Source organism: Micromonospora musae (assembly GCF_003626635.1).
Taxonomy (GTDB): Bacteria; Actinomycetota; Actinomycetes; order Mycobacteriales; family Micromonosporaceae; genus Micromonospora; species Micromonospora musae.
On sequence record NZ_RAZT01000008.1, the window covers coordinates 363,609 to 382,513 of the forward strand.

The following is an 18,905-nucleotide window of genomic DNA, read 5'->3' on the forward strand; positions in this document are numbered from 1 at the left end:
GCGCCGAGCGGAGGGCGGCCTTGCCCTGGGCGAGGCCGAGTGGCACCTTGAGTCCGAGCCCGGCCGGGCCGTTCTCACGATGCGTGATCGCTCGGCTTCGGGCAGCATGAAGCCGACGTCACGGGCGGAGGTTCGACGCATGGCGGAACGGATCCAGCTCCCGACCGGGTGGGTGACCTTCGTGTTCACCGACATCGAGGGCTCGACCCGGCTCGCCCAGCTGCTCGGCCCGGAGTACCGCCCGGTGTTGCGCGAACACCGGCGGCTACTGCGCCGGACCCTGGCCGGGACCGGCGGCGCGGAGCTGCTGACCGAGGGTGACTCGTTCTTCCTGGCGTTCGCGGACGCGACCGCCGCGTTGACCGCCTGCCTCACCGCCCAGCGCGCCCTGACCAGCCACGACTGGCCCACTCCGGAGGCCGCGCCGCGCGTGCGGATGGGCCTGCACACCGGCTACGCCGAGCCACGCGACGGCGAGTACGCCAGTCCCGAGGTGCACCGGGCGGCCCGGATCGCCGCTGCCGCGCACGGCGGACAGGTGCTCTGCTCGGCTTCAACCGCCCGCCGGGCCGACCCGCTGCCCGCCGGCGCCTCCCTGCTCGACCTCGGCCTGCACCGGCTACGCGGCTTCGACGACCGGGAACGCCTCTTCCAGCTGGTCGCCCCGGGTCTGGAGCGGCAGTTCCCGCGCCCGCGGACCGCCGACGCGGTGGCGCACAACCTGCCGACCCAGGTCACCTCGTTCGTGGGCCGCGAGACGGAGCGGGCCGAGCTTCGCGGGCTGGTGCAGGGGCACCGCCTCGTCACCGTGCTCGGCGCGGGGGGTGCCGGGAAGACCCGGCTCGCGGTCGAGCTGGCCGCCGGTGTCGTCGAGGCGTACCCGGACGGCGTCTGGTTCGTCGACATCGCCGCGGTGACCGATCCGGGGCTGGTGGCGTTCGAGATCGCCGCCGTGCTCGGGCTGCGCCCGGAGCCGGGCCGCCCGATGGTGGACACCCTGGTGGAGTACGCCGCCGCCCGGCGGATGCTGGTGCTGCTGGACACCTGCGACGCGCAGCCCGCCGCCTCCGCCGAGGTGATCTCGCGGCTGCTCGCCGGTGGGCGTGGAGTGCGGGTGCTGGCCACCAGCCGCGAGTCGTTCGGCCTGCCCGGCGAGGTGGTGTGGCGGATCCCGCCGCTCTCGGTGGAGCCCCGCACGGACGGGGCGGAGAGCGACGCCGTGGCTCTGCTGCTGGACCGGACGGCCGCGGCGCGCGGCGGCCGGTCGCCGGAGCAGGCGGAGTCGGCCGACCTGCGCCGGGTGGTGCAGCGGCTGGACGGGTTGCCGCTCGCCATCGAACTCGCCGCCGCCCGGCTGCGGGTGCTCTCGGTCGGCCAGCTCGCCGAACGCCTCGACGACGTGCTCGGCACCCTGGACGCCGGCCGGGAGAACCCGGAGCCGCCACCGGTGGACCGCAGTTGGATGGGGAACCAGCAGGACACCGTCGACCTGGTGGCCGCCGCGGCCGGGGCCTCCCCGCCGACTCCGGCGACGCGGGCCGTGCAGCGCTCGGCGACCGAGCGGCACCTCACCATGCAGGCCACCGTCACGTGGTCGTACCGGACGCTCGGCCCGCGCGCCGCCCGGCTGCTGCGGTGGTTGGCCGTCTTCACCGGCCCGGTGGACCTGGCGACCGTGGAGTGGCTGCTCGGCGACGATCCACTCGACCCGCTCTCCGTGCTGGTGGACAAGTCGATGGTGCTGGCCGAGCCGCACGCCTCCGGGTGCACCTACCGGATGCTCGACCCGATCCGGGCGTACGCGGCACGTCGGCTCGCCGAGGCCGGTGAGGAGCAGGCCGCCCGGGACCGGCACGTGGCCTGGTCGGCGCACGCGCTGGAGCAGGCGCACCTGGGCCCGGACACCCGCCCGGTCACCCTCTCCCTGTACGCGCTCGACCCGCTCGCCGGTGAGCTGCGGGCCGCGCTGCGCTGGTGCGCCACGGGCGGCAGCGCGGCGGCCGGGCTGCGGCTCGCGGGGGGCCTCGACCAGTGGTGGCGAGAGCGGGGGCTGGCCCGGGAGGGGCGGCTCTGGCTGTTCCGGCTCTACGGGCGGATCGCCGAGACCGGTGAGCGGATCGCCGAGGCCGAGCTGGCCGCCGCGTACCACATGCATTCGCTGCACGCGGGCGCGGACGGTGAGTTCGCCGAGGAGCTGCGTTACTCCCAGCGGGCCGAAGCGGCGGCCCGGCAGGCCGGCGACGCCGGGCTGCTGGCCCGGGTGCTGGCCGGTCGAGCCGCCCCGCTCGTCGACATGGGACAGCTCGCCGAGGCGGAGCGGGTCTGCCGGGAGGTCATCGACTGGGCGCAGAGCCAGGAGGTGCTCGGTGACGCGCTGCTCGCGGTCTACAGCCTGGCCGAGCTGCTCTGGCGGCGCGGTGCCCTCGACGAGGCGGCGGAGCTGCTCGGCGCGGCCCGACCGGTGGAGGCGGCCCGCCCGCTGGAGCGTGGCCGGCGGTCGGTGGACATGCTGCTCGGCATGGTCGCGCTGGCGCGCGGCGACCTCATCGCGGCGCACGAGCACCTGCTGGTCGCGCTCCGGTCGCGGATGAGCCACGGCTTCCACGGCCGGGCCTGCGACACGTTGAACGCGGTGGCGGTGCGCTGCGCGGCCGGCGGTGACCTGGTCGTCGCCGCGCGGCTCTTCGGCGCCGCCCAGGCGACCGGGGCCGACCTGCGCTGCGCGTCCGGCATCTACGCCGGCTACTGGGCGGAGCAGCAGGCCGCGCTGCGTGAGCGGTTGGGCGACGCGGCCTTCGACGACGCCTACGGCGAGGGGGCCGAGCTGAGCCTGGAGGAGGCGGCGGCGCTCGCGCTCGACGTGGAGCACCCCGACCTGGCGGCCGACTCGACCCGGTTCAGCGCGACGCCGGTACGTCCCGCGCCGCGCCAGGCGGCCGCCCCGGAGCCGGACCGCCGCCCGGCCGGCCAGAGCGAACGGGCCTGAACGAACGGGCCTGACCGCCCGTCGGGCCGCGCACTGAGGTGTTGCGCCGAGGAGCGCACTGAAGGGCGCGCACTGAGGTGGCCTGCCGACGTTCGCGCGCTGAGGGGGCGCGCTGAGGGGCGCGCGCTGAGGGGCGCGCGCTGAGGGGCGCGCGCTGAGGCCGCGCGCTGAGGTGGCGACCATCGGAGCTCCGCGCGTGCCGGGCATGCCCGGCCATCCGGCGTCCGGTGGCTCACGCCGAGGCGGCAACTTCGGGGAAGCTGCGGCCTCGGCCGTTCCGGAGGCAGCAGTTTCGGGGAAATCGCGGCGTCCCGCACGGGGGTTGCGCGGCGTCCCGCACGGGGGTTGCGCGGCGTCCCGCGCGGCGGTTGCGCGGCGTTCCGCACGCGGCGCGCCGGCGGTGGTTCCGGGGCGTGCCGGGGCGTGCCGGGGCGGGCCCGTGCCGCCGGTCTTCCGGTGGCACGGACCCTGGCCTGCGGCACCGGTGATCCCGGCGGATCGGATCGGGTCAGGCGCGCAGCCCGGCGCGGCGCTCGGCGTCGGCCTTCATCTTGGCGGCCCGGTCGATGTCGGCCGGGTTCACGGCGGCGGGGGAGCCGAAGATGCTGACCGCCTGGTAGTAGGTCCAGGCCAGGCTGAGGCAGGCCGGGCGGACGACCGCGTTGTAGGTGGCGCACACCCGCTTCAGGTCGGAGTAGAAGGCGTTGTCCAGGCGGGACTTGTTCGCCGGGAACTGGCCCATCGCCTTGTAGTTGCGATAACCGAAGTCGTGCCGGTAGCAGGAGAGCTCGAAGCTGAACCCGAGCGGGTTGTCCGGGCTGGACGAGCAGTAGTCGGTGGACCAGTCGAAGGCGTACTCGGCCCAGGGGGCCTTGTTCAGCCGGGCCGAGTTCCACGAGCTGTAGCTGCCGGCGCTGGTCTGCGTCCAGCTGGAGAGGACGGAGAGCTTCTGCGCCGGGGTGACGGCGGCGCTGGCGGGGGCGGCGACTCCCAGCGCGACGAGCAGCGCGAGCGCGCCCGAGGCGAGGAGGGTGGTGAGTCGTCTGGGCACTGGTACCTCCGCGGGGGTGTGCGGGTGCGACGGATGTTACCGGCGAGTTACCGGGTGCCGATCAGTCTCGATCAATAGATGGGCGCGGATATTGCATCGCCCCCGACTATTGGTGACATCCGTTGAAACAGACCAATACCCCGGGCGCGCGGGGCGCCCGGGGCGGTCGACTTCCGGTCAGCGCAGGACGAAGGCCGGAGGGCTGGCCGGGCTCTCGTTCGCCAGCCGGTCGAGGGCGGTCAGGTAGTAGGTGTACCGCTTGCCGGGCTGGGCGGTGCTGTCCACCCAGGACTGCGTTCCGCCGCCGGTGGCCCGGACGGTCTGCACCAGATGCGCGGCGTCGGCGCGGTCGCAGGCACCCGCCACCTTGACTCCATCGAACCGGTAGATCGCGTACGAGGTCGCCGTACCGAACGGGCCGACCCCGTCGGCGGGCTGCCGCCACGTCAGCCGGACCCCGTCGTCCTGTCGGGCCGACCGGGTCACCACCGGCATCAGCAACGGCTTCGACGGCAGGTGCGACATGGTCGGGATCAACGCCGGGCGGGAGTAGTGCTCGGACGCGTAGATGTCGGTGGCGCCGAGCCGGTTCGCCCGCACCTGCACGGCCGAGAAGTGCACGTTGCCCTGCACCTCCGGGTACGACCGGTTGAGCGTCAGGTGGTCCGAGAGTTCGCGGGGGTTCATCCAGAACGCCCCGTACGCCGGGTCGCCGCTCTTGTAGTCGGCCTGCCCGATGTAGAGCTGCACCCGGGTGCCCCGGACGGTCTCCGCCCACCACGGCACCAGTCGCGCGTAGTCGGCGGCCGGGTACTGGCCGATGTACCAGTAGAGCTGCGGCACGACGTAATCGATCCACTCCTGCTTGACCCACTTACGGGTGTCGGCGGAGATGATGTCGTACGACTGGCTGCCGGTGGTGTCCGAGCCGAGCGGGTCGGCGGAGGCGTTGCGCCAGATGCCGAACGGGCTGACCCCGAACTTGACCCAGGGCTTGACCGCCTTGATCTTGGCGTTCATCTCCTGGATCAGCAGGTTGATGTTGTCCCGCCGCCAGTCCGCCTTGTCGGTGAAGCCCCGGTTGTACGCCGCGAACGTGTCGTCGTCGGGCACCTGGTGGGTGCCGCTCGGGTACGGGTAGAAGTAGTCGTCGAAGTGCACGCCGTCGATGTCGTACCGCTTGACGGCGTCCATCATGGCGGTCTGGACGAACTCGCGGACCTCGGGGACGCCCGGGTCGTAGTAGAGCCGGCTGCCGGCCACCCCGGCGGGCGGGTAGGCGAACGTCCAGTCCGGGTGCTGGCGCGCGGGATGACCGGGGGCGAGCTGGTCGAGGTCGGCACCGGCGCCGCCGGGAGCCGGCATGGAGACCCGGTACGGGTTGAACCAGGCGTGGAACTCGAGGTTGCGCTTGTGCGACTCGCTGACCAGGAAGGCGAGCGGGTCCCAGCCCGGGTCCTGCCCCCGGACCCCGGTCAGGTACTCCGACCAGGGCTCGTACGGCGACGGCCAGAACGCGTCCGCGGTGGGCCGGACCTGGACGACGACGGCGTTGTGGTGGAGCCGCTCGGCCAGGTCGAGCCACTCCAGGTACTCGGCCTGCTGCCGAGCGACCTGCTCCGGCGCGGTCTGGGAGGCCTTGCTCGGCCAGTCGATGTTGGTGACGGAGGCGATCCACAGGGCCCGGAACTGCCGCTTGGGCGTCGCCGGATCGGTGTCGCAGCTGACGGTGGTGGTGCTCGCCGCGTCGGGCGCGGCGGCCGCGGGGGTGCCGGCGACCAGCGCGCCGAGCAGGACCGCGGCCAGCCCGGCGACGCCGAGCCGAGTTGCCTTCATGGGTGTGTCCCTTCGTTGGGGCTCCCGTGCCGGATTCGTCGCGGCGACCTCGGCAACATCCGCCGTCGGCTATATGCCGCTGGTAGGAAATTTTCATATCGACGTACGTCCGCGCAAGGGCCTGCCCTGGATCTGCCCGTACGTCCGATCCGCCGTCTCTGCGGTGATCGCCACGTTCCCGCGTGCCGCCGGCCCGGGAGGCGCGCACGCCGGTCCGGGAGGTGGGCGGCGTCCGAAGCGCGGTGATTGACGGTGATGCGTGCTGGGTAGCAACGGCGGTCACCGACCGCCACGCGGGTGGTCGGACGGTGGGAGGGGTGAGCGCGGTGTCCGTGCTGCGTACGAAACCGATCAAGGACGTGCTCGCGCAGGGCGACGCCGACGGCACCGACGGCCGACCCGGGCTGAAGCGACGCCTCGGCGCGCTCGACCTCACCGGCTTCGGCATCGGCATCGTGATCGGCACCGGCATCTTCACGCTCACCGGCATCGAGGCACGGGACAGCGCCGGTCCCGGCGTGGTGGTCTCCTTCGGCATCGCCGGCGTGGTCGCCCTGCTCGCCGCCTTCTGCTACGCCGAGCTCGCCTCCAGCGTCCCGACCGCCGGCAGCGCCTACACCTACGCGTACGCGACCATGGGCGAGATCGTCGCCTGGATCATCGGCTGGGACCTGCTGCTGGAGTTCGCCCTCGGCGCGGCAGTGGTGGCCCGCGGCTGGTCCGGCTACCTCGCCGAGCTCTTCGACCTCCCCACCACCTGGTTCGGTGAGGAGGGGAGCGTCGTCAACATCGGCGCCCTCGCCGTCGTGCTGGTCCTCGGCGTGATCGGCATCGTCGGCATCCGGGAGTCCGCCCGGGTGACCAACCTGCTGGTCGTCGTCAAGGTGGCGATCTGCGTCTTCGTGGCCGTCGCCGGCCTCTTCTTCGTCAAGGCCGCGAACCTGACCCCGTTCATTCCGCCGGCCGAACCGGCCGCCGACGGGGAGGGCGGCCTGAAGCAGCCCGTCACCCAGGCCATCTTCGGCCTGGAGCCGTCGGTCTTCGGCTTCGTCGGGGTGCTCAGCGCGGCAGCGGTGGTCTTCTTCGCCTACACCGGCTTCGAGGCGGTGGCGAACCTCGGCGAGGAGACCCGCAAGCCGCGCCGGGACCTGCCGCTGGGGCTGCTCGGCACGCTGCTGATCTCGACCGTGCTCTACATCGGCGTCTCGCTGGTGGTCGTCGGCATGGTGCCGTACACCGAGATCGACCGGGGCGCCCCGATCGCCTCGGCCTTCGAGTCGGTCGGGGCCGGCTGGGCGGCGATCCTCGTCTCGATCGCCGCGGTCGCCGGCCTGACCAGCGTGATCCTGGTCGACCTGGTGGCCATGGGCCGGATCGGCTTCGCCATCTCCCGGGACGGGCTGATCCCGCCGTCGATCGCCAAGGTGCACCCGCGCTGGGGCACCCCGTACCGGATCTCGGCGATCATGACGGTCGGGGTGGCTGTGCTGGCCGGCTTCCTGCCGCTCTCCGCGCTGGCCGACCTGGTGAGCATCGGCGCGCTCTGCGCGTTCGTGCTGGTGTCGCTGGCGGTGCCCATCCTGCGGCGGACCCGCCCGGAGCTGGAGCGGCCGTTCCGGGTGCCCTTCTCGCCGGTGCTCCCGATCGTCTCCGCGCTCGCCTGCGTCTACCTGATGCTCAACCTCTCGGTCGAGACCTGGCTGCGCTTCCTGGCCTGGATGCTCCTCGGCGCGCTGATCTACTTCGGCTACGGCTACCGGAAGAACCGCCTGGCCCGCCGCGAGGCGAGCCCCGTCCCCGCACCCCGTTCCTCCACCCCCTGACCCCACCACCCACCAGCCCCCACCCGCCCCGCTCCGCGCCCGCCCCGCCCCGCGCCAACCCCGCGCCGCCCCGCGCCCGCGCCGCCCCGCCCGCGGCGCGGCCTCGTTCACGGAAAGAGTGGCCATCCGACGCTGGATGGCCACTCTTTCCGTGAAAGTGCGGGACGCTGCGGGTGCGCGGGTGCGCGGGTGCGCGGGTGCGCGGGTGCGCGGGTACGCGGGTACGCGGGTGCGGGGGTTCGGGACGGTGGGGGCGTGCGCGGTGCGGGTGGCGGGGGTTAGGGGCGGGGTTGGGGGGTTTTGGTGGGGCCCTTCACGACGGGTTTGCCGTCTTCCCAGACGACCTCGTCCAGCCAGGTCTGCCGCCCCGGGTCGACGCTGCCCTCCTGGCCGGGCGGCCAGGCGTGGTAGAGCAGCCAGGTACGCCCGTCCTTGACGACCATCGACGCGTGCCCCGGCCCGGACGCCACCTCGTTGCTCCTCAGGATCGGGTTCTCCGGAGCCTTCACGCACGGGCCGCTCGGCGACTCGCAGATCGCGTACCCCTCGGCGTACTCGGCCCGGTCGTACGCGTTCGCCGCGAAGAAGAGGTAGAGCCGGCCCTCCTGGCGGTGCAGGAACGGCCCCTCGATCAGGGTTCCCTCCCACGGCTCGGTCTGCTTCAGCAGCTTCGTCGGCTCACCGACGAGGCTCAGACCGTCGTCGGAGAGGCGCTGGGAGAAGATCCAGGTGTCCACTCCGATGGCGTTGCCGTCGTTCTTCCACAGCAGCCACAGGCTGCCGTCGGTGTCCCGGAACGGGCTCGCGTCGATCGACCCGCCCAGCTCGGGCTGGCAGATCAGCGGGCCGGCGGAGTCGTCCCGGTACGGACCCTGCGGCGAGGTCGCCACCGCCCGCCCCACGCACTGCCGTCCCGCCTCCCTGCCGGCCACGGTGTAGTAGAGCACGAACGACTCCGGCCCGAGCTGGATCGCCTCCGGGGCCCAGGTCTTCCCCGCGTCCGCCCACGCCGGCAGCTCCGGCAGGGCATCCCCTACCGGCGTCCAGTCGGTCAGGTTCGCGGAGGTGTGCACCGGCACGTTCCGGCCGTCGGCGTTGGTGTGGAACAGGTACCAGGTGTCGCCGACCCGGATGGCCTGCGGATCGGGGGCGTCGGTCCGGATGACCGGGTTGGTGAACATGCTCGGGTCACTCCCCGTACTCGTGGGTGTGGGTCGGTCGGTGTCGTCGCCGCAGCCGGAGACGAGCAGTGCGGCGGCGAGAACCGCCGCCGCACCGCGTCGCCGGAGCCTTCCGGCCGTCATCCCTTCAGGCCGCTGCGCGACACGCCCTGGATGATGTGCCGCTGGGCGAGCACGAAGAGGATCAGCACCGGCACGCTGGCCAGCACCGCACCCGCCATGATCACCGGATAGTCGGTCACGTACGAGCCCTGGAGCAGGCCCAGGCCGGGCGGCAGGGTCAGCTTCTCCGGGCTGAAGAGCACGAAGATCGGCCAGAGGAAGTCGTTCCAGTTGGTCAGGAAGGAGAGCACCGCCAGGGTGGCCAGGGCGGGCTTCGACAGCGGCAGCACCACCCGGTAGAAGATCTGCCACTGGTTCGCGCCGTCGAGCACGGCCGCCTCCTCCAACTCCTTCGGCAGGGAGAGGAAGAACTGCCGCAGGAAGAAGACGCCGAACGCGCTCGCCGCGCCCGGCACGATCACCACGGCGAGGGTGTCGATCCAGTTCAGCGAGTCGACGATCAGGAAATTCGGGATGATCAGCGAGGTCGGCGGGATGAAGAGCGTCCCGACGATCAGCGCGAAGGAGACCCCGCGACCACGGAACCGCATCCGGGCCAGGGCGTACGCGGCCATCGAGGCGGTCGCCAGCACCAGCAGCGAGTGCAGCGTGGCCGCCAGCATGCTGTTGAGGAACCAACGCAGCACCGGATTGGCGGAGTTGGTGAGGATCTGCTGGTAGCCGTACCCGGAGAGCGGGTCGGGCAGCCAGTCCGGCGGGATTCGCTGGGCGCCGTCGTAGGTCTTCAGCGAGGTGATGACCATCCACGCCAGCGGGATCAGGAAGACCAGGGCCAGCGCTACGAGGATGGCGTAGAGCCCGACCCGGCGCAGCGTGTGCGCGGGTGCGGTGCGCGTGGGCGTCGTCATGGCGGTTCCCTCAGTCTTCCCGGTAGCGGAAGAGGCGGAAGTTGGCGAGGCTCACCACGGCCAGCATCAGCGCGAAGACGATGCTCATCGCGGCGGCGCGGCCGGCGTCGTTGTTGCGGAGCCCCTGCTCGACGATGTACCAGACCACGGTGCGGGTCTCCGTGCCCGGCGCGCCCTGGGTGATCAGGAACGACTGACCGAAGACGTTCGCCGAGGCGAGCACGGTGGTGGTCATGACGAAGAGCAGCACCGGGCGCAGCCCGGGGAGCGTGACGTGGCGGAACCGTTCCCAGGTGCTCGCGCCGTCCACCTTCGCCGCCTCGTACAGCTCGGGCGCGATGTCCTGCAGCCCGGCCAGGTAGATCACCGCGTTGAAGCCCGAGGTCCACCAGACGGTCACACCGACCAGCGAGATCCACGCCCACGGCACGTCGGTCACCCAGGGGGTGTCCGACGGCAGGCCGACGGCGCCGAGCACCCGGTTGACCAGGCCCAGGTTCGCGTCGAGCAGGAAGCGCCAGAGCAGGCCGATGACCGCCACGCCGAGCACGTACGGCGCGAAGTAGACCGCCCGGAAGAAGGTGCGGCCGGGGAACGAGCGGTTCAGCAGCAGCGCCAGCCCGAGCGGGACGACCACCAGCAGCGGCACCGAGACGACCGTGAAGATCGCGGTCGCCCGGACGCTCTGCCACCAGTCCCCGAAGACCGCTGAGTCGCTGGAGAAGAGCTCCTTGTAGTTGTCCAACCCGACGAACGGCCGGTTGGGCAGCTGGAAGTCCCACTGGTGCACGCTGAGATAGAGCCCGAGCACGATCGGCAGCAGGCCGAAGACCGTGAACAGGACCAGATACGGCGCGAGGAACAGATACGGCGTCGCCCGACCGACCCGGTTCGCCGACTTGGCGCCCCGGCGGGCAGCACTGGCCGCCGGGGGCGGCGCGTCACCGCGCGCCGCCCCGACCTCGATCACGTCCGCCACGGAGAATCAGCTCCCGTACTTCTTGCGGTTGTCCTCGAGCTGCCGGTTCGCCTTCGCCACCCCGTCGTCGAGCGCCTGCTTGGGCGACTTCTTGCCCAGCGCCGCCTCGTTGAACGAGTTGTAGAAGGTGGTGATGACCTCGCCGAGGCCCGGGGTGGCCGGCGGGAAGGCCGCGTAGTCCAGCTCGGGGGCGAGCGCGCTCACCTCGGCCAGCGCCTTGAACTCGGCGCTCTCCCGGACGCTCTTGCGGGCCGGCACCTGGCCGCCCTTCGCCCAGTCGAGGGAGTGCTGGCTGAGCCAGTTGATGAAGACCTTCGACGCCTGGACCTTGTTGGCGTTGTTGGCGCGCTGCTTGACGATGGTGAAGTTGTGCGAGTTGGCCCAGGCGGCCGGCTTGCTGCCGATCTGCGGCAGGGGCGCCACGCCCCACTGGACGTCGGGGCTCTTCTTCAGATCGTTGATCTGCCAGATGCCGTTGAAGGTGAAGGCGTTCTTGCCGCTCTTCAGGGCCAGGTACTCGGCGTCCTGGCCGACGTTCGCCGGTGAGTGCCCCTGCTTGATCATGTCGACCATCCAGGTGCACGCCTCGACCGCCGGGTCGGCGTTGAAGGTGGCCTTCTTGACCTCGGCGTCGAAGAGGCTGCCGCCGAACTGGTAGATCAGCGAGTAGAAGGACATCCCGCCGGTGAACTGGAACGGGCTGATCCAGAAGCCCTGGACGCCCGACTTCTTCAGCTCGGTGAGGGCGGCGGTGAAGTCGTCGCGGGTGGTCGGCGGCTTGTTCGGGTCCAGCCCGGCCTTCTCCATGACCGACTTGTTGTAGTAGAAGCCGAGCGGGTGCATGTCCAGCGGGATGCCGTACCGCTTGTTGTTGTAGAGCCCGCCCTGCCAGACCGTCGGCGCGAAGTCCGCCTCGGTCAGCTCCAGCGTCTTGGCCACGTCGTCCAGCTCGCTGATGACGCCGCGGGCGGCGAAGGTGGCGAGCTGGTCCATGTGCATGACCGCGATGTCGGGTCCGTTCCCGCTGGAGGCCGCGCTGGGGAGCTTGTTGTAGTAGTCCTCCCACTGGTACGTGGCGACCGAGACCGCGATGTTCTGGTGCTCGGAGTTGAACTGGTTCACCAGCGTCTTGAAGATCTCACCGTCGCCGCCGGTGAAACCGTTCCACAGCTTCAGGTCCACCTTCGGCCCGGTGTAGTCCTTCCCACCGTCTCCGCCGGCGGCCGGCCCGGACGAGTCGCCGCCGCCGCAGCCCGCCAGCGTGAGCGTGGCCGCGGCGCCGAGCCCGACGCCGAGCCCGAGGAGCCGCCGCCGGCTCATTTCGTTGTGGATCATGCCGTATCTCTCCTTGGGGGGACGGTATGAAGTGTGCCCTGGTCAGCGCGGGTTACCGAAGCGCAGCACGTTCCAGGAGACGGCGGGCAGGCGCACCGAGCACCGGCCGCCGTCGATGGTGGGGGTGGTCAACTCCCGGGGCGTCACCTTCTCCGGTTCGGCCTCGGTGTTCGTCGCCTCCGGGTCGTCGCCGGCGGCGAGGGTCAGGTGTGACGTGGCGGACAGCCCGGGCACGCCGCGCAGGTCGAGCTGCAGCTCGAGGTCGGCCTCGCCCCGGTTGACGGCGAAGACGGTCACCTCGCCGGTCTCCTCGTCGTGCACGGCGACGGTGTCCAGCACCGGAACCTCGCCGTGCTTCTTCGTCTCGTACGTCGGCGAGACCGGCTCGGTGCGCAGCACGGTGCCGCGCGCGTACCGGGCGGTCAGGGCGAACGGGTGGAAGATGCTCTGCCGCCAGGCCGGCCCGCCGTTGCGGGTGCGGATCGGGGCGATCACGTTCGCCAGCTGCGCCTGGGCGGCCACGCCGACCCGGTCCGCGTGCCGGAGCAGGGTGATCAGCAGATCGCCGACCACCACCGCGTCGACCGCCGTGAAGTCGTCCTCGATCAGCGCCGGCGCCTCGACCCAGCCCCGCCGGTCCAGGTCGGCCTGGAGGCGGGACTCGTACCAGACGTTCCACTCGTCGAAGGAGATCTTCAGCTTCCGCTTCTGGCGCTGCTTGGCGGCCACGTGGTCGGCGGTGGCGACGACCTCGGAGATGAAGTTGTCCATGTCGACGGCGGAGGCCAGGATGCTGGCGCGGTCCCCGTCGGAGGGGTCGTAGTAGGTGTGCGCGGAGATGTAGTCGACGTGCTCGTAGGTGTGCTCGAGCACCGTCGCCTCCCAGGAGGCGAAGGTGGGCATCCGCCGGTTGGAGCTGCCGCACGCGACGAGGCTGATCGACGGGTCGACCATCTTCATGGCGCGGGCGGCCTCGGCGGCGAGCCGGCCGTACTCGTCGGCGGTCTTGTGCCCGACCTGCCAGGGGCCGTCCAGCTCGTTGCCGAGGCACCAGAGGCGTACGCCGAACGGCTCCTCGGCGCCGTTCTTGCGCCGCTGGTCGGAGAGGCGCGTGCCACCCGGGTGGTTCGTGTACTCCAGCAGGTCCAGCGCCTCTTGCACGCCCCGGGTGCCGAGGTTGACCGCCATCATCGGCTCGACCCCGGCTTCGTCGGCCCAGGTCATGAACTCGTGCAGGCCGAAGGCGTTGGTCTCGATGGTCTTCCAGGCCAGGTCGAGGCGGCGCGGCCGGTCGCCGACCGGGCCGACGCCGTCCTCCCAGCGGTAGCCGGAGACGAAGTTGCCGCCGGGGTAGCGGACCACCGAGACGCCCAGCTCCCGGGTCAGTTCCAGCACGTCACGTCGCAGCCCGCGCTCGTCCGCGTCGGGGTGGCCGGGCTCGTAGATCCCGCCGTAGACGCAGCGCCCCATGTGCTCGACGAAGGAGCCGAAGAGTCGTCGGTCGGCCGGGCCGATCGCGAACGCGGGGTCGATCGTGAGCTTCGCGGTCCGCACGAATGTCACCTTTCGTCATTTCTGATGCCGGGTGACCGCAGTCACCGCCCACCCGGTGTCCCTGGTTTCTACAACGTTGTAGGCAACGTTGTAAAGAGCTGACTACGAGGTAAAGTGCCGGTTGTTACGTCGGGAGGGGGGCGAATGCGGCACAGGCTCAAGGACGTCGCCGAACGGGCCGGGGTGTCGGTGAAGACCGTCTCCAACGTGGTGAACGGCTACGCGCACGTCCGACCCGACACCCGGGCCCGGGTCGAGGAGGCCATCGCCGTACTCAACTACCGGCCGAACCTCTCCGCCCGCAACCTCCGCAAGGGGCGCACGGGCGTGATCGCGCTCGCCGTACCCGAACTCGACATCCCGTACTTCGCCGAACTCGCCCGGCACGTGGTGACCGCCGCCGCCGATCTCGGCTGGACGGTGCTGATCGACCAGACCGGTGGCGGCCGCGAGCAGGAACGGGTCGTCGCCTCCGGCATCACCGACCACCTCATCGACGGGCTGATCTTCAGCCCGCTCGCGCTCACCGCCGACGACCTGATCAACCTGGACGGCACCCCGATGGTGCTGCTCGGCGAACGCGTCGCACACGGCCCGGCCGACCACGTCGTGATCGACAACGTGGCCGCCGCCCGGGAGATCACCAACCATCTGGTCGGTCTCGGCCGCCGCCGGATCGCCGCCATCGGCTCCCAGCGCACCCCCGAAGGCGCCAGCGCCCGGCTCCGCCTCGACGGCTACCGGAGCGCGCTGGAGGAGGCCGGCCTCGGCTACGACGAGGCCCTGGTCGCGCCCGCGCCGGTCTGGCACCGCGCGGACGGTGCGGCCGCCATGCGCAACCTGCTCTCCTCGGGCGTACGCCCCGACGCCGTCTTCTGCTTCAACGACACCCTCGCCCTCGGTGCGCTGCGGGCCCTGCACGAGGCGGGGCTACGCGTACCCGAGGACGTCGCGGTGGCCGGCTTCGACGGCATCGAGGACGGACGCTTCTCCGTGCCGACGCTGACCACCATCGCCCCGGACAAGGAACGGATCGCGCGGCTCGCGGTCGAACTGCTGGCCAACCGGATCGACGGCGACCGCACCGCCGAACCCCGCGAACTCGCCGCCCCCTACCGCCTGGAATCCCGCGAATCCACCCAAGGCCGCTAACCCCCCCCGACCCCGGGTCCCCCCGCCGCTTCCCGGCCGCCCGGGGGCCTGGCCCCAGTGATCATGAAGTTATTGCCCAACGCGGCGGCGTGTCGGGGCAATAACTTCATGATCATCGGGCCGCGCCGGCCACCGGCGCCCACCGGCGGGCTGGGGGTGGGGGCGGGTCAGTCGAAGAAGCGGGCCAGGTGGGACTTGCTGGGCGGGTCGGCGTCGGGCGGTACGGGAGTGAGGTCGGCGAAGATCGAGGCACCGTCACAGCCCGCGTGCAGCGGGTACCAGCGCGGGGTGCCCGGCGGACGCTGAAGGCAGATCCCCTTGAAGGTCTGCACGTCGAGCAGCCGTACGTGGGTCGGGTCGGCCACCGCGTTCACGTGCCCCCACCACGGGCTCATCACGTGCAGTACGCCTCCCGGTCGGAGCACCCGGTGACACTCGTCGAGCAGCGGCAGGAAATCGATCAGGTGCTCCAGGATGTGCACGGTGAAGAAGACGTCGACCGAGTCGTCGGCCAGCGGCAGGGAGCCCGACAGGTCCGCCACCGCGTCCACCCCGCTGGCCGGGAAGATGTCCAGCCCCAGGTTGCCCGGCCACTGCTTGTTCGGCCCGCAGCCGAGGTCCACCACCACCGGATCGTGCCCGGCCACCCGTACCCGGCACCAGACGCCGAGCACCCCGGCGAGCCGCCCGATCCGGTCCCGGGCCAGCCGTAGCTGCCCCGGATCGGCGACCTCGCCGGTCACGTGGGCGACCCCCCGGTCGAAGCGCACCTCCACGGTGAGATCGCGCAGCCGGTCGTCGTGCGCCTTCTGATCGGTCCACGCCTCCGCGAGGAAGCCGTCGATCGCCCGCAGCCGATCGCCCGACGGCGGGGTCTGTGCCAACGCGACCATGTCCACCTCCGGCCGCCCGTTACCCTCATCGCCGTCCGGTATGCCTGCCGCCACCGTCGCCGCGTGGATTCGCCCTCCGGCGACCGCCGCGGCCGGGCGTTGCCACGCCCCTCCGACCGGCCGCCGCCGCTCGCGCGCATCCGGCCCCCGACCGGCACCGCTGCGCGCCGCGCATCCGGCCCTGCGGCCAGCGCCGCCCGGATCCGGCCCGGCGGCCGAGGAGGATCACGGCGGACCGGGCCGCCGCGCACGGCCGCCGACGCGGCGACCGAAACGGTCAGCCGGTCGTGCTGCGGCGGGGGCGGCTGCCGATCCGCATCCGCTGCCGGGGCGGCGGAGCAGCCGACTTCGGCCGTTTGAGGTGGTAGCGGTGCAGTTCGCTGTTGCCGGGCAGGGAGGGGTCCTCGCTCATCGCGACCAACTCCCACCCCTGGTCGCCGGCCCGGTTCAGATGGGCCAGCGCGGTGTCCCCGTACGGGGTGACGTCGACCATCGAGCCGTCCGGGCCGTACCAGACGAAGGTGACCTCCCAGCCGAGGTCGTTCGTGGCCGCCTGGCGCCGGCGGACCAGCAGCGCGTACTCCCACTTGAGCATGGGGTCATTCTCACCCCGGGTGACGCCGTCGGCACGGCATCAATCCTCGGCGATCCGCCCCGCGTCCACCCGCAGCCGCCGGTTCGTCGCCACCGCGGCGAGCATCCGCCGGTCGTGGGTGACCAGCAGCAGCGTTCCCGGGTAGTTGGCCAGCGCCGCTTCGAGCTGTTCGATCGCGGGCAGGTCCAGATGGTTCGTGGGCTCGTCGAGCACCAGCAGGTTCACCCCGCGCCCCTGCAGCAGCGCCAACGCGGCCCGCGTCCGCTCGCCGGGGGAGAGCGTCGCGGCCGGGCGCAGCACGTGCCCGGCGCGCAGGCCGAACTTGGCGAGCAGCGTCCGCGCGTCCGCCGGCGACATCTCCGGTACGGCGGCGCGGAACGCGTCGATGAGCGGGGCGTCGCCGAGGAAGAACCCTCGGGCCTGGTCCACCTCGCCGACCACCACTCCCGGGCCGAGCGCGGCGTGACCGGTGTCGAGTGGGAGCCGCCCGAGCAGGGCGGCGAGGAGGGTGGACTTGCCGGCCCCGTTCGCGCCGGTCACCGCCACCCGGTCGGCCCAGTCGACCTGGAGGTTCACCGGCCCGAGGGTGAAGCCGCCCCGGCGTACCACGGCGTCGCGGAGCGAGGCCACCACGGCCCCGGCGCGGGGCGCGGCGGCGATCTCCATCCGCAGCTCCCACTCCTTGCGCGGCTCCTCGACCACCTCCAGCCGCTCGATCAGCCGGTCGGTCTGGCGAGCCTTCGCGGCCTGCTTCTCCGTCGCCTCGGTGCGGAACTTCCGGCCGATCTTGTCGTTGTCGGTGGCCTTGCGCCGGGCGTTCTTGACGCCCTTCTCCATCCACGCGCGCTGGGCCCGCGCCCGGTTCTCCAGCGTCGCGCGGGTGTCGGCGTACTCCTCGTAGTCGGCCCGGGCGTGCCGGCGCGCCACCTCGCGCTCCTCCAGGTAGGCCGCGTAGCCGCCGCCGTAGTGGTTGACCTGCTGCTGCGGCAGGTCCAGCTCCAGCACCCGGGTCACCGTCCGGGTCAGGAACTCCCGGTCGTGGCTGACCAGCACCGTGCCGGCGCGCAGCCCCGTCACGAACTCCTCCAGCCGCTCCAGCCCGGCCAGGTCCAGGTCGTTGGTGGGCTCGTCGAGCAGGAAGACGTCGTACCGGCTCAGCAGCAGCGAGGCCAGCCCCGCGCGGGCCGCCTGGCCGCCGGAGAGCCCCGTCATCAACTGCTCCAGGTCCACCGCGAGGCCCAGCTCGGCGGCGACCTGCTCGGCCCGTTCGTCCAGGTCCGCGCCGCCGAGCGCCAACCACCGCTCCAGCGCCTCGGCGTACGCGTCGTCGGCGCCGGCCCGGCCGGCGGTGAGCCCCTCGGTGGCGGCGTCCAGGGCGAGCTGCGCCGCGGTCACCCCGGTGCGGCGGGCCAGGAAGGCGCGGACCGTCTCGCCCGGCCGCCGCTCCGGCTCCTGCGGCAGGTGCCCGACGCTCGCCGTGGGCGGGTTGAGCGTGACGCTGCCGGCCTCCACCGGCAGCAGACCGGCGAGCGTACGCAGCAGCGTCGACTTCCCGGCCCCGTTAGGCCCGACCAATCCGACGACGTCGCCCGGCGCGACGACCAGGTCCAGGCCGGTGAAGAGCGGAGTGTCGCCGTGCCCGGCGGAGAGGTTCTTGACGATCAACGTGGCGCTCATGAGGAGGCGAGCCTATCCGGCTGAGTGCACGCGACCCGCCCGGAAGGTGCAGACTCGGCGGAGTGGTGACCACACTGGCGATCGACTGCGGAGGCGGGGGCATCAAGGCCTCCGTCCTCGACGAGGCCGGCACGATGCGGACCCGCCCGCTGCGCGTGCCCACGCCGTACCCGCTGTCGACCTCGCTCTTCGTCAAGACGCTGCTCGACCTGGGGGCTCAGCTGCCCCCGGCGGACCGGGTGACCGTCGGGATGCCCGGCATGCTGCGGCACGGCGTGGTGGTGGCCACTCCGCACTACGTCACCCGGGCCGGGCCGCGCACCAGGGTCGATCCCGACCTGCTCGCCGAGTGGTCCGGCTGGGATGCCCGCTCGGCGCTCTCCGACGCGTTCGGAACGCCGGCGCTCGTGCTCAACGACGCCGAGGTGCACGGCGCCGGGGTGGTGGCGGGCACCGGGCTGGAGCTGGTGCTCACCCTCGGTACCGGGCTGGGCAGCGCCCTCTTCGACGGGGGTGTGCTCGCGCCGCACCTGGAGCTCTCGCACGCGCCGGTGCGCTGGGGCATGACGTACGACACGTACATCGGCGAGCCGGAACGGCGACGGCTGGGCGACGCGTTCTGGTCACGCCGGGTCCGAGGGGTGGTCGACGGGCTCCGGCCGGTGTTCCGCTGGGACCGGCTCTACCTGGGTGGCGGGAACTCCCGGTTGATCCGGCCGGAGCAGTTGGCCCGGATGGGCGACGACGTGGTGGTTGTCCCGAACACGGCCGGAATCGTCGGTGGTGTCCGGGCCTGGGACCTGGCCGCCGCCCGACCCGCCCGACCCGCCTGAGGGGCGCGGGCAGGGCAGCTGCGTCCCGATCACCCCGGG

Annotated in this window: 13 protein-coding genes and 1 pseudogene; 4 read left to right on the forward strand and 10 right to left on the reverse strand. The window is 72.3% G+C overall.

The window, feature by feature from the left end:
• The first annotated feature begins 139 nt into the window (after positions 1-139).
• Positions 140-2,986, forward strand: a complete 2,847-nt coding sequence (locus D7044_RS18245; RefSeq protein ID WP_120689611.1) for an ATP-binding protein — start codon at positions 140-142, stop codon at positions 2,984-2,986.
• A gap of 508 nt (positions 2,987-3,494) precedes the next feature.
• On the opposite strand, the gene D7044_RS18250 is transcribed toward D7044_RS18245, so the two are convergent.
• Together D7044_RS18250 and D7044_RS18255 are read right to left on the reverse strand one after the other, a co-directional pair.
• A complete protein-coding gene (locus tag D7044_RS18250) occupies positions 3,495-4,037 on the reverse strand; it encodes a phospholipase (RefSeq protein ID WP_120680497.1) in 543 nt (180 codons plus the stop codon).
• A gap of 177 nt (positions 4,038-4,214) precedes the next feature.
• The gene (locus tag D7044_RS18255; RefSeq protein WP_120689612.1) at positions 4,215-5,873 is read right to left on the reverse strand and encodes a glycoside hydrolase family 10 protein; all 1,659 of its coding nucleotides are present in this window, start codon (positions 5,871-5,873) and stop codon (positions 4,215-4,217) included.
• Between the two features lie 317 nt (positions 5,874-6,190).
• On the opposite strand from D7044_RS18255, the gene D7044_RS18260 reads away from it, so the two are divergent.
• The gene (locus tag D7044_RS18260; RefSeq protein WP_233565025.1) at positions 6,191-7,696 is read left to right on the forward strand and encodes an amino acid permease; all 1,506 of its coding nucleotides are present in this window, start codon (positions 6,191-6,193) and stop codon (positions 7,694-7,696) included.
• Between the two features lie 278 nt (positions 7,697-7,974).
• Here D7044_RS18260 and D7044_RS18265 read toward each other — a convergent pair whose 3' ends face one another.
• From D7044_RS18265 to arfA, 5 genes are read right to left on the reverse strand one after another with little or no spacing between them, the layout of a single operon-like run.
• The gene (locus tag D7044_RS18265) at positions 7,975-9,000 is read right to left on the reverse strand and encodes a glycoside hydrolase family 43 protein (RefSeq protein WP_120689613.1); all 1,026 of its coding nucleotides are present in this window, start codon (positions 8,998-9,000) and stop codon (positions 7,975-7,977) included.
• The gene (locus D7044_RS18270; RefSeq protein ID WP_120689614.1) at positions 8,997-9,848 is read right to left on the reverse strand and encodes a carbohydrate ABC transporter permease; all 852 of its coding nucleotides are present in this window, start codon (positions 9,846-9,848) and stop codon (positions 8,997-8,999) included. The genes D7044_RS18265 and D7044_RS18270 overlap by 4 nt, the downstream gene beginning before the upstream one ends.
• Before the next feature lie 10 nt (positions 9,849-9,858).
• Entirely contained in the window at positions 9,859-10,827 is a 969-nt protein-coding gene (locus D7044_RS18275) for a carbohydrate ABC transporter permease (protein ID WP_120689615.1), read from the reverse strand.
• 6 nt (positions 10,828-10,833) lie between these two features.
• Entirely contained in the window at positions 10,834-12,162 is a 1,329-nt protein-coding gene (locus D7044_RS18280) for an ABC transporter substrate-binding protein (protein ID WP_120689616.1), read from the reverse strand.
• Positions 12,163-12,204: 42 nt separating this feature from the next.
• Positions 12,205-13,716 carry an arabinosylfuranosidase ArfA gene (gene arfA, locus D7044_RS18285; RefSeq protein ID WP_120680509.1) on the reverse strand — a complete coding sequence of 504 codons (1,512 nt, stop codon included), beginning with the start codon at positions 13,714-13,716 and terminating at the stop codon, positions 12,205-12,207.
• 144 nt (positions 13,717-13,860) lie between these two features.
• On the opposite strand from arfA, the gene D7044_RS18290 reads away from it, so the two are divergent.
• Positions 13,861-14,868 carry a LacI family DNA-binding transcriptional regulator gene (locus tag D7044_RS18290; RefSeq protein WP_120680511.1) on the forward strand — a complete coding sequence of 336 codons (1,008 nt, stop codon included), beginning with the start codon at positions 13,861-13,863 and terminating at the stop codon, positions 14,866-14,868.
• Positions 14,869-15,035: 167 nt separating this feature from the next.
• On the opposite strand, the gene D7044_RS18295 is transcribed toward D7044_RS18290, so the two are convergent.
• The 3 genes and pseudogenes from D7044_RS18295 to D7044_RS18305 form a co-directional block, all read right to left on the reverse strand.
• Positions 15,036-15,761 (reverse strand): methyltransferase domain-containing protein, encoded by a 726-nt coding sequence (locus D7044_RS18295; protein ID WP_120689655.1) that lies wholly within the window; start codon positions 15,759-15,761, stop codon positions 15,036-15,038.
• A 349-nt stretch (positions 15,762-16,110) separates the two neighbouring features.
• Positions 16,111-16,356: pseudogene (locus tag D7044_RS18300) on the reverse strand (hypothetical protein); the annotation flags it as partial.
• A gap of 39 nt (positions 16,357-16,395) precedes the next feature.
• The gene (locus D7044_RS18305) at positions 16,396-18,033 is read right to left on the reverse strand and encodes an ABC-F family ATP-binding cassette domain-containing protein (protein WP_120689618.1); all 1,638 of its coding nucleotides are present in this window, start codon (positions 18,031-18,033) and stop codon (positions 16,396-16,398) included.
• A 62-nt stretch (positions 18,034-18,095) separates the two neighbouring features.
• On the opposite strand from D7044_RS18305, the gene D7044_RS18310 reads away from it, so the two are divergent.
• Positions 18,096-18,866 (forward strand): ROK family protein, encoded by a 771-nt coding sequence (locus tag D7044_RS18310; protein WP_120689619.1) that lies wholly within the window; start codon positions 18,096-18,098, stop codon positions 18,864-18,866.
• Positions 18,867-18,905: the final 39 nt, after the last annotated feature.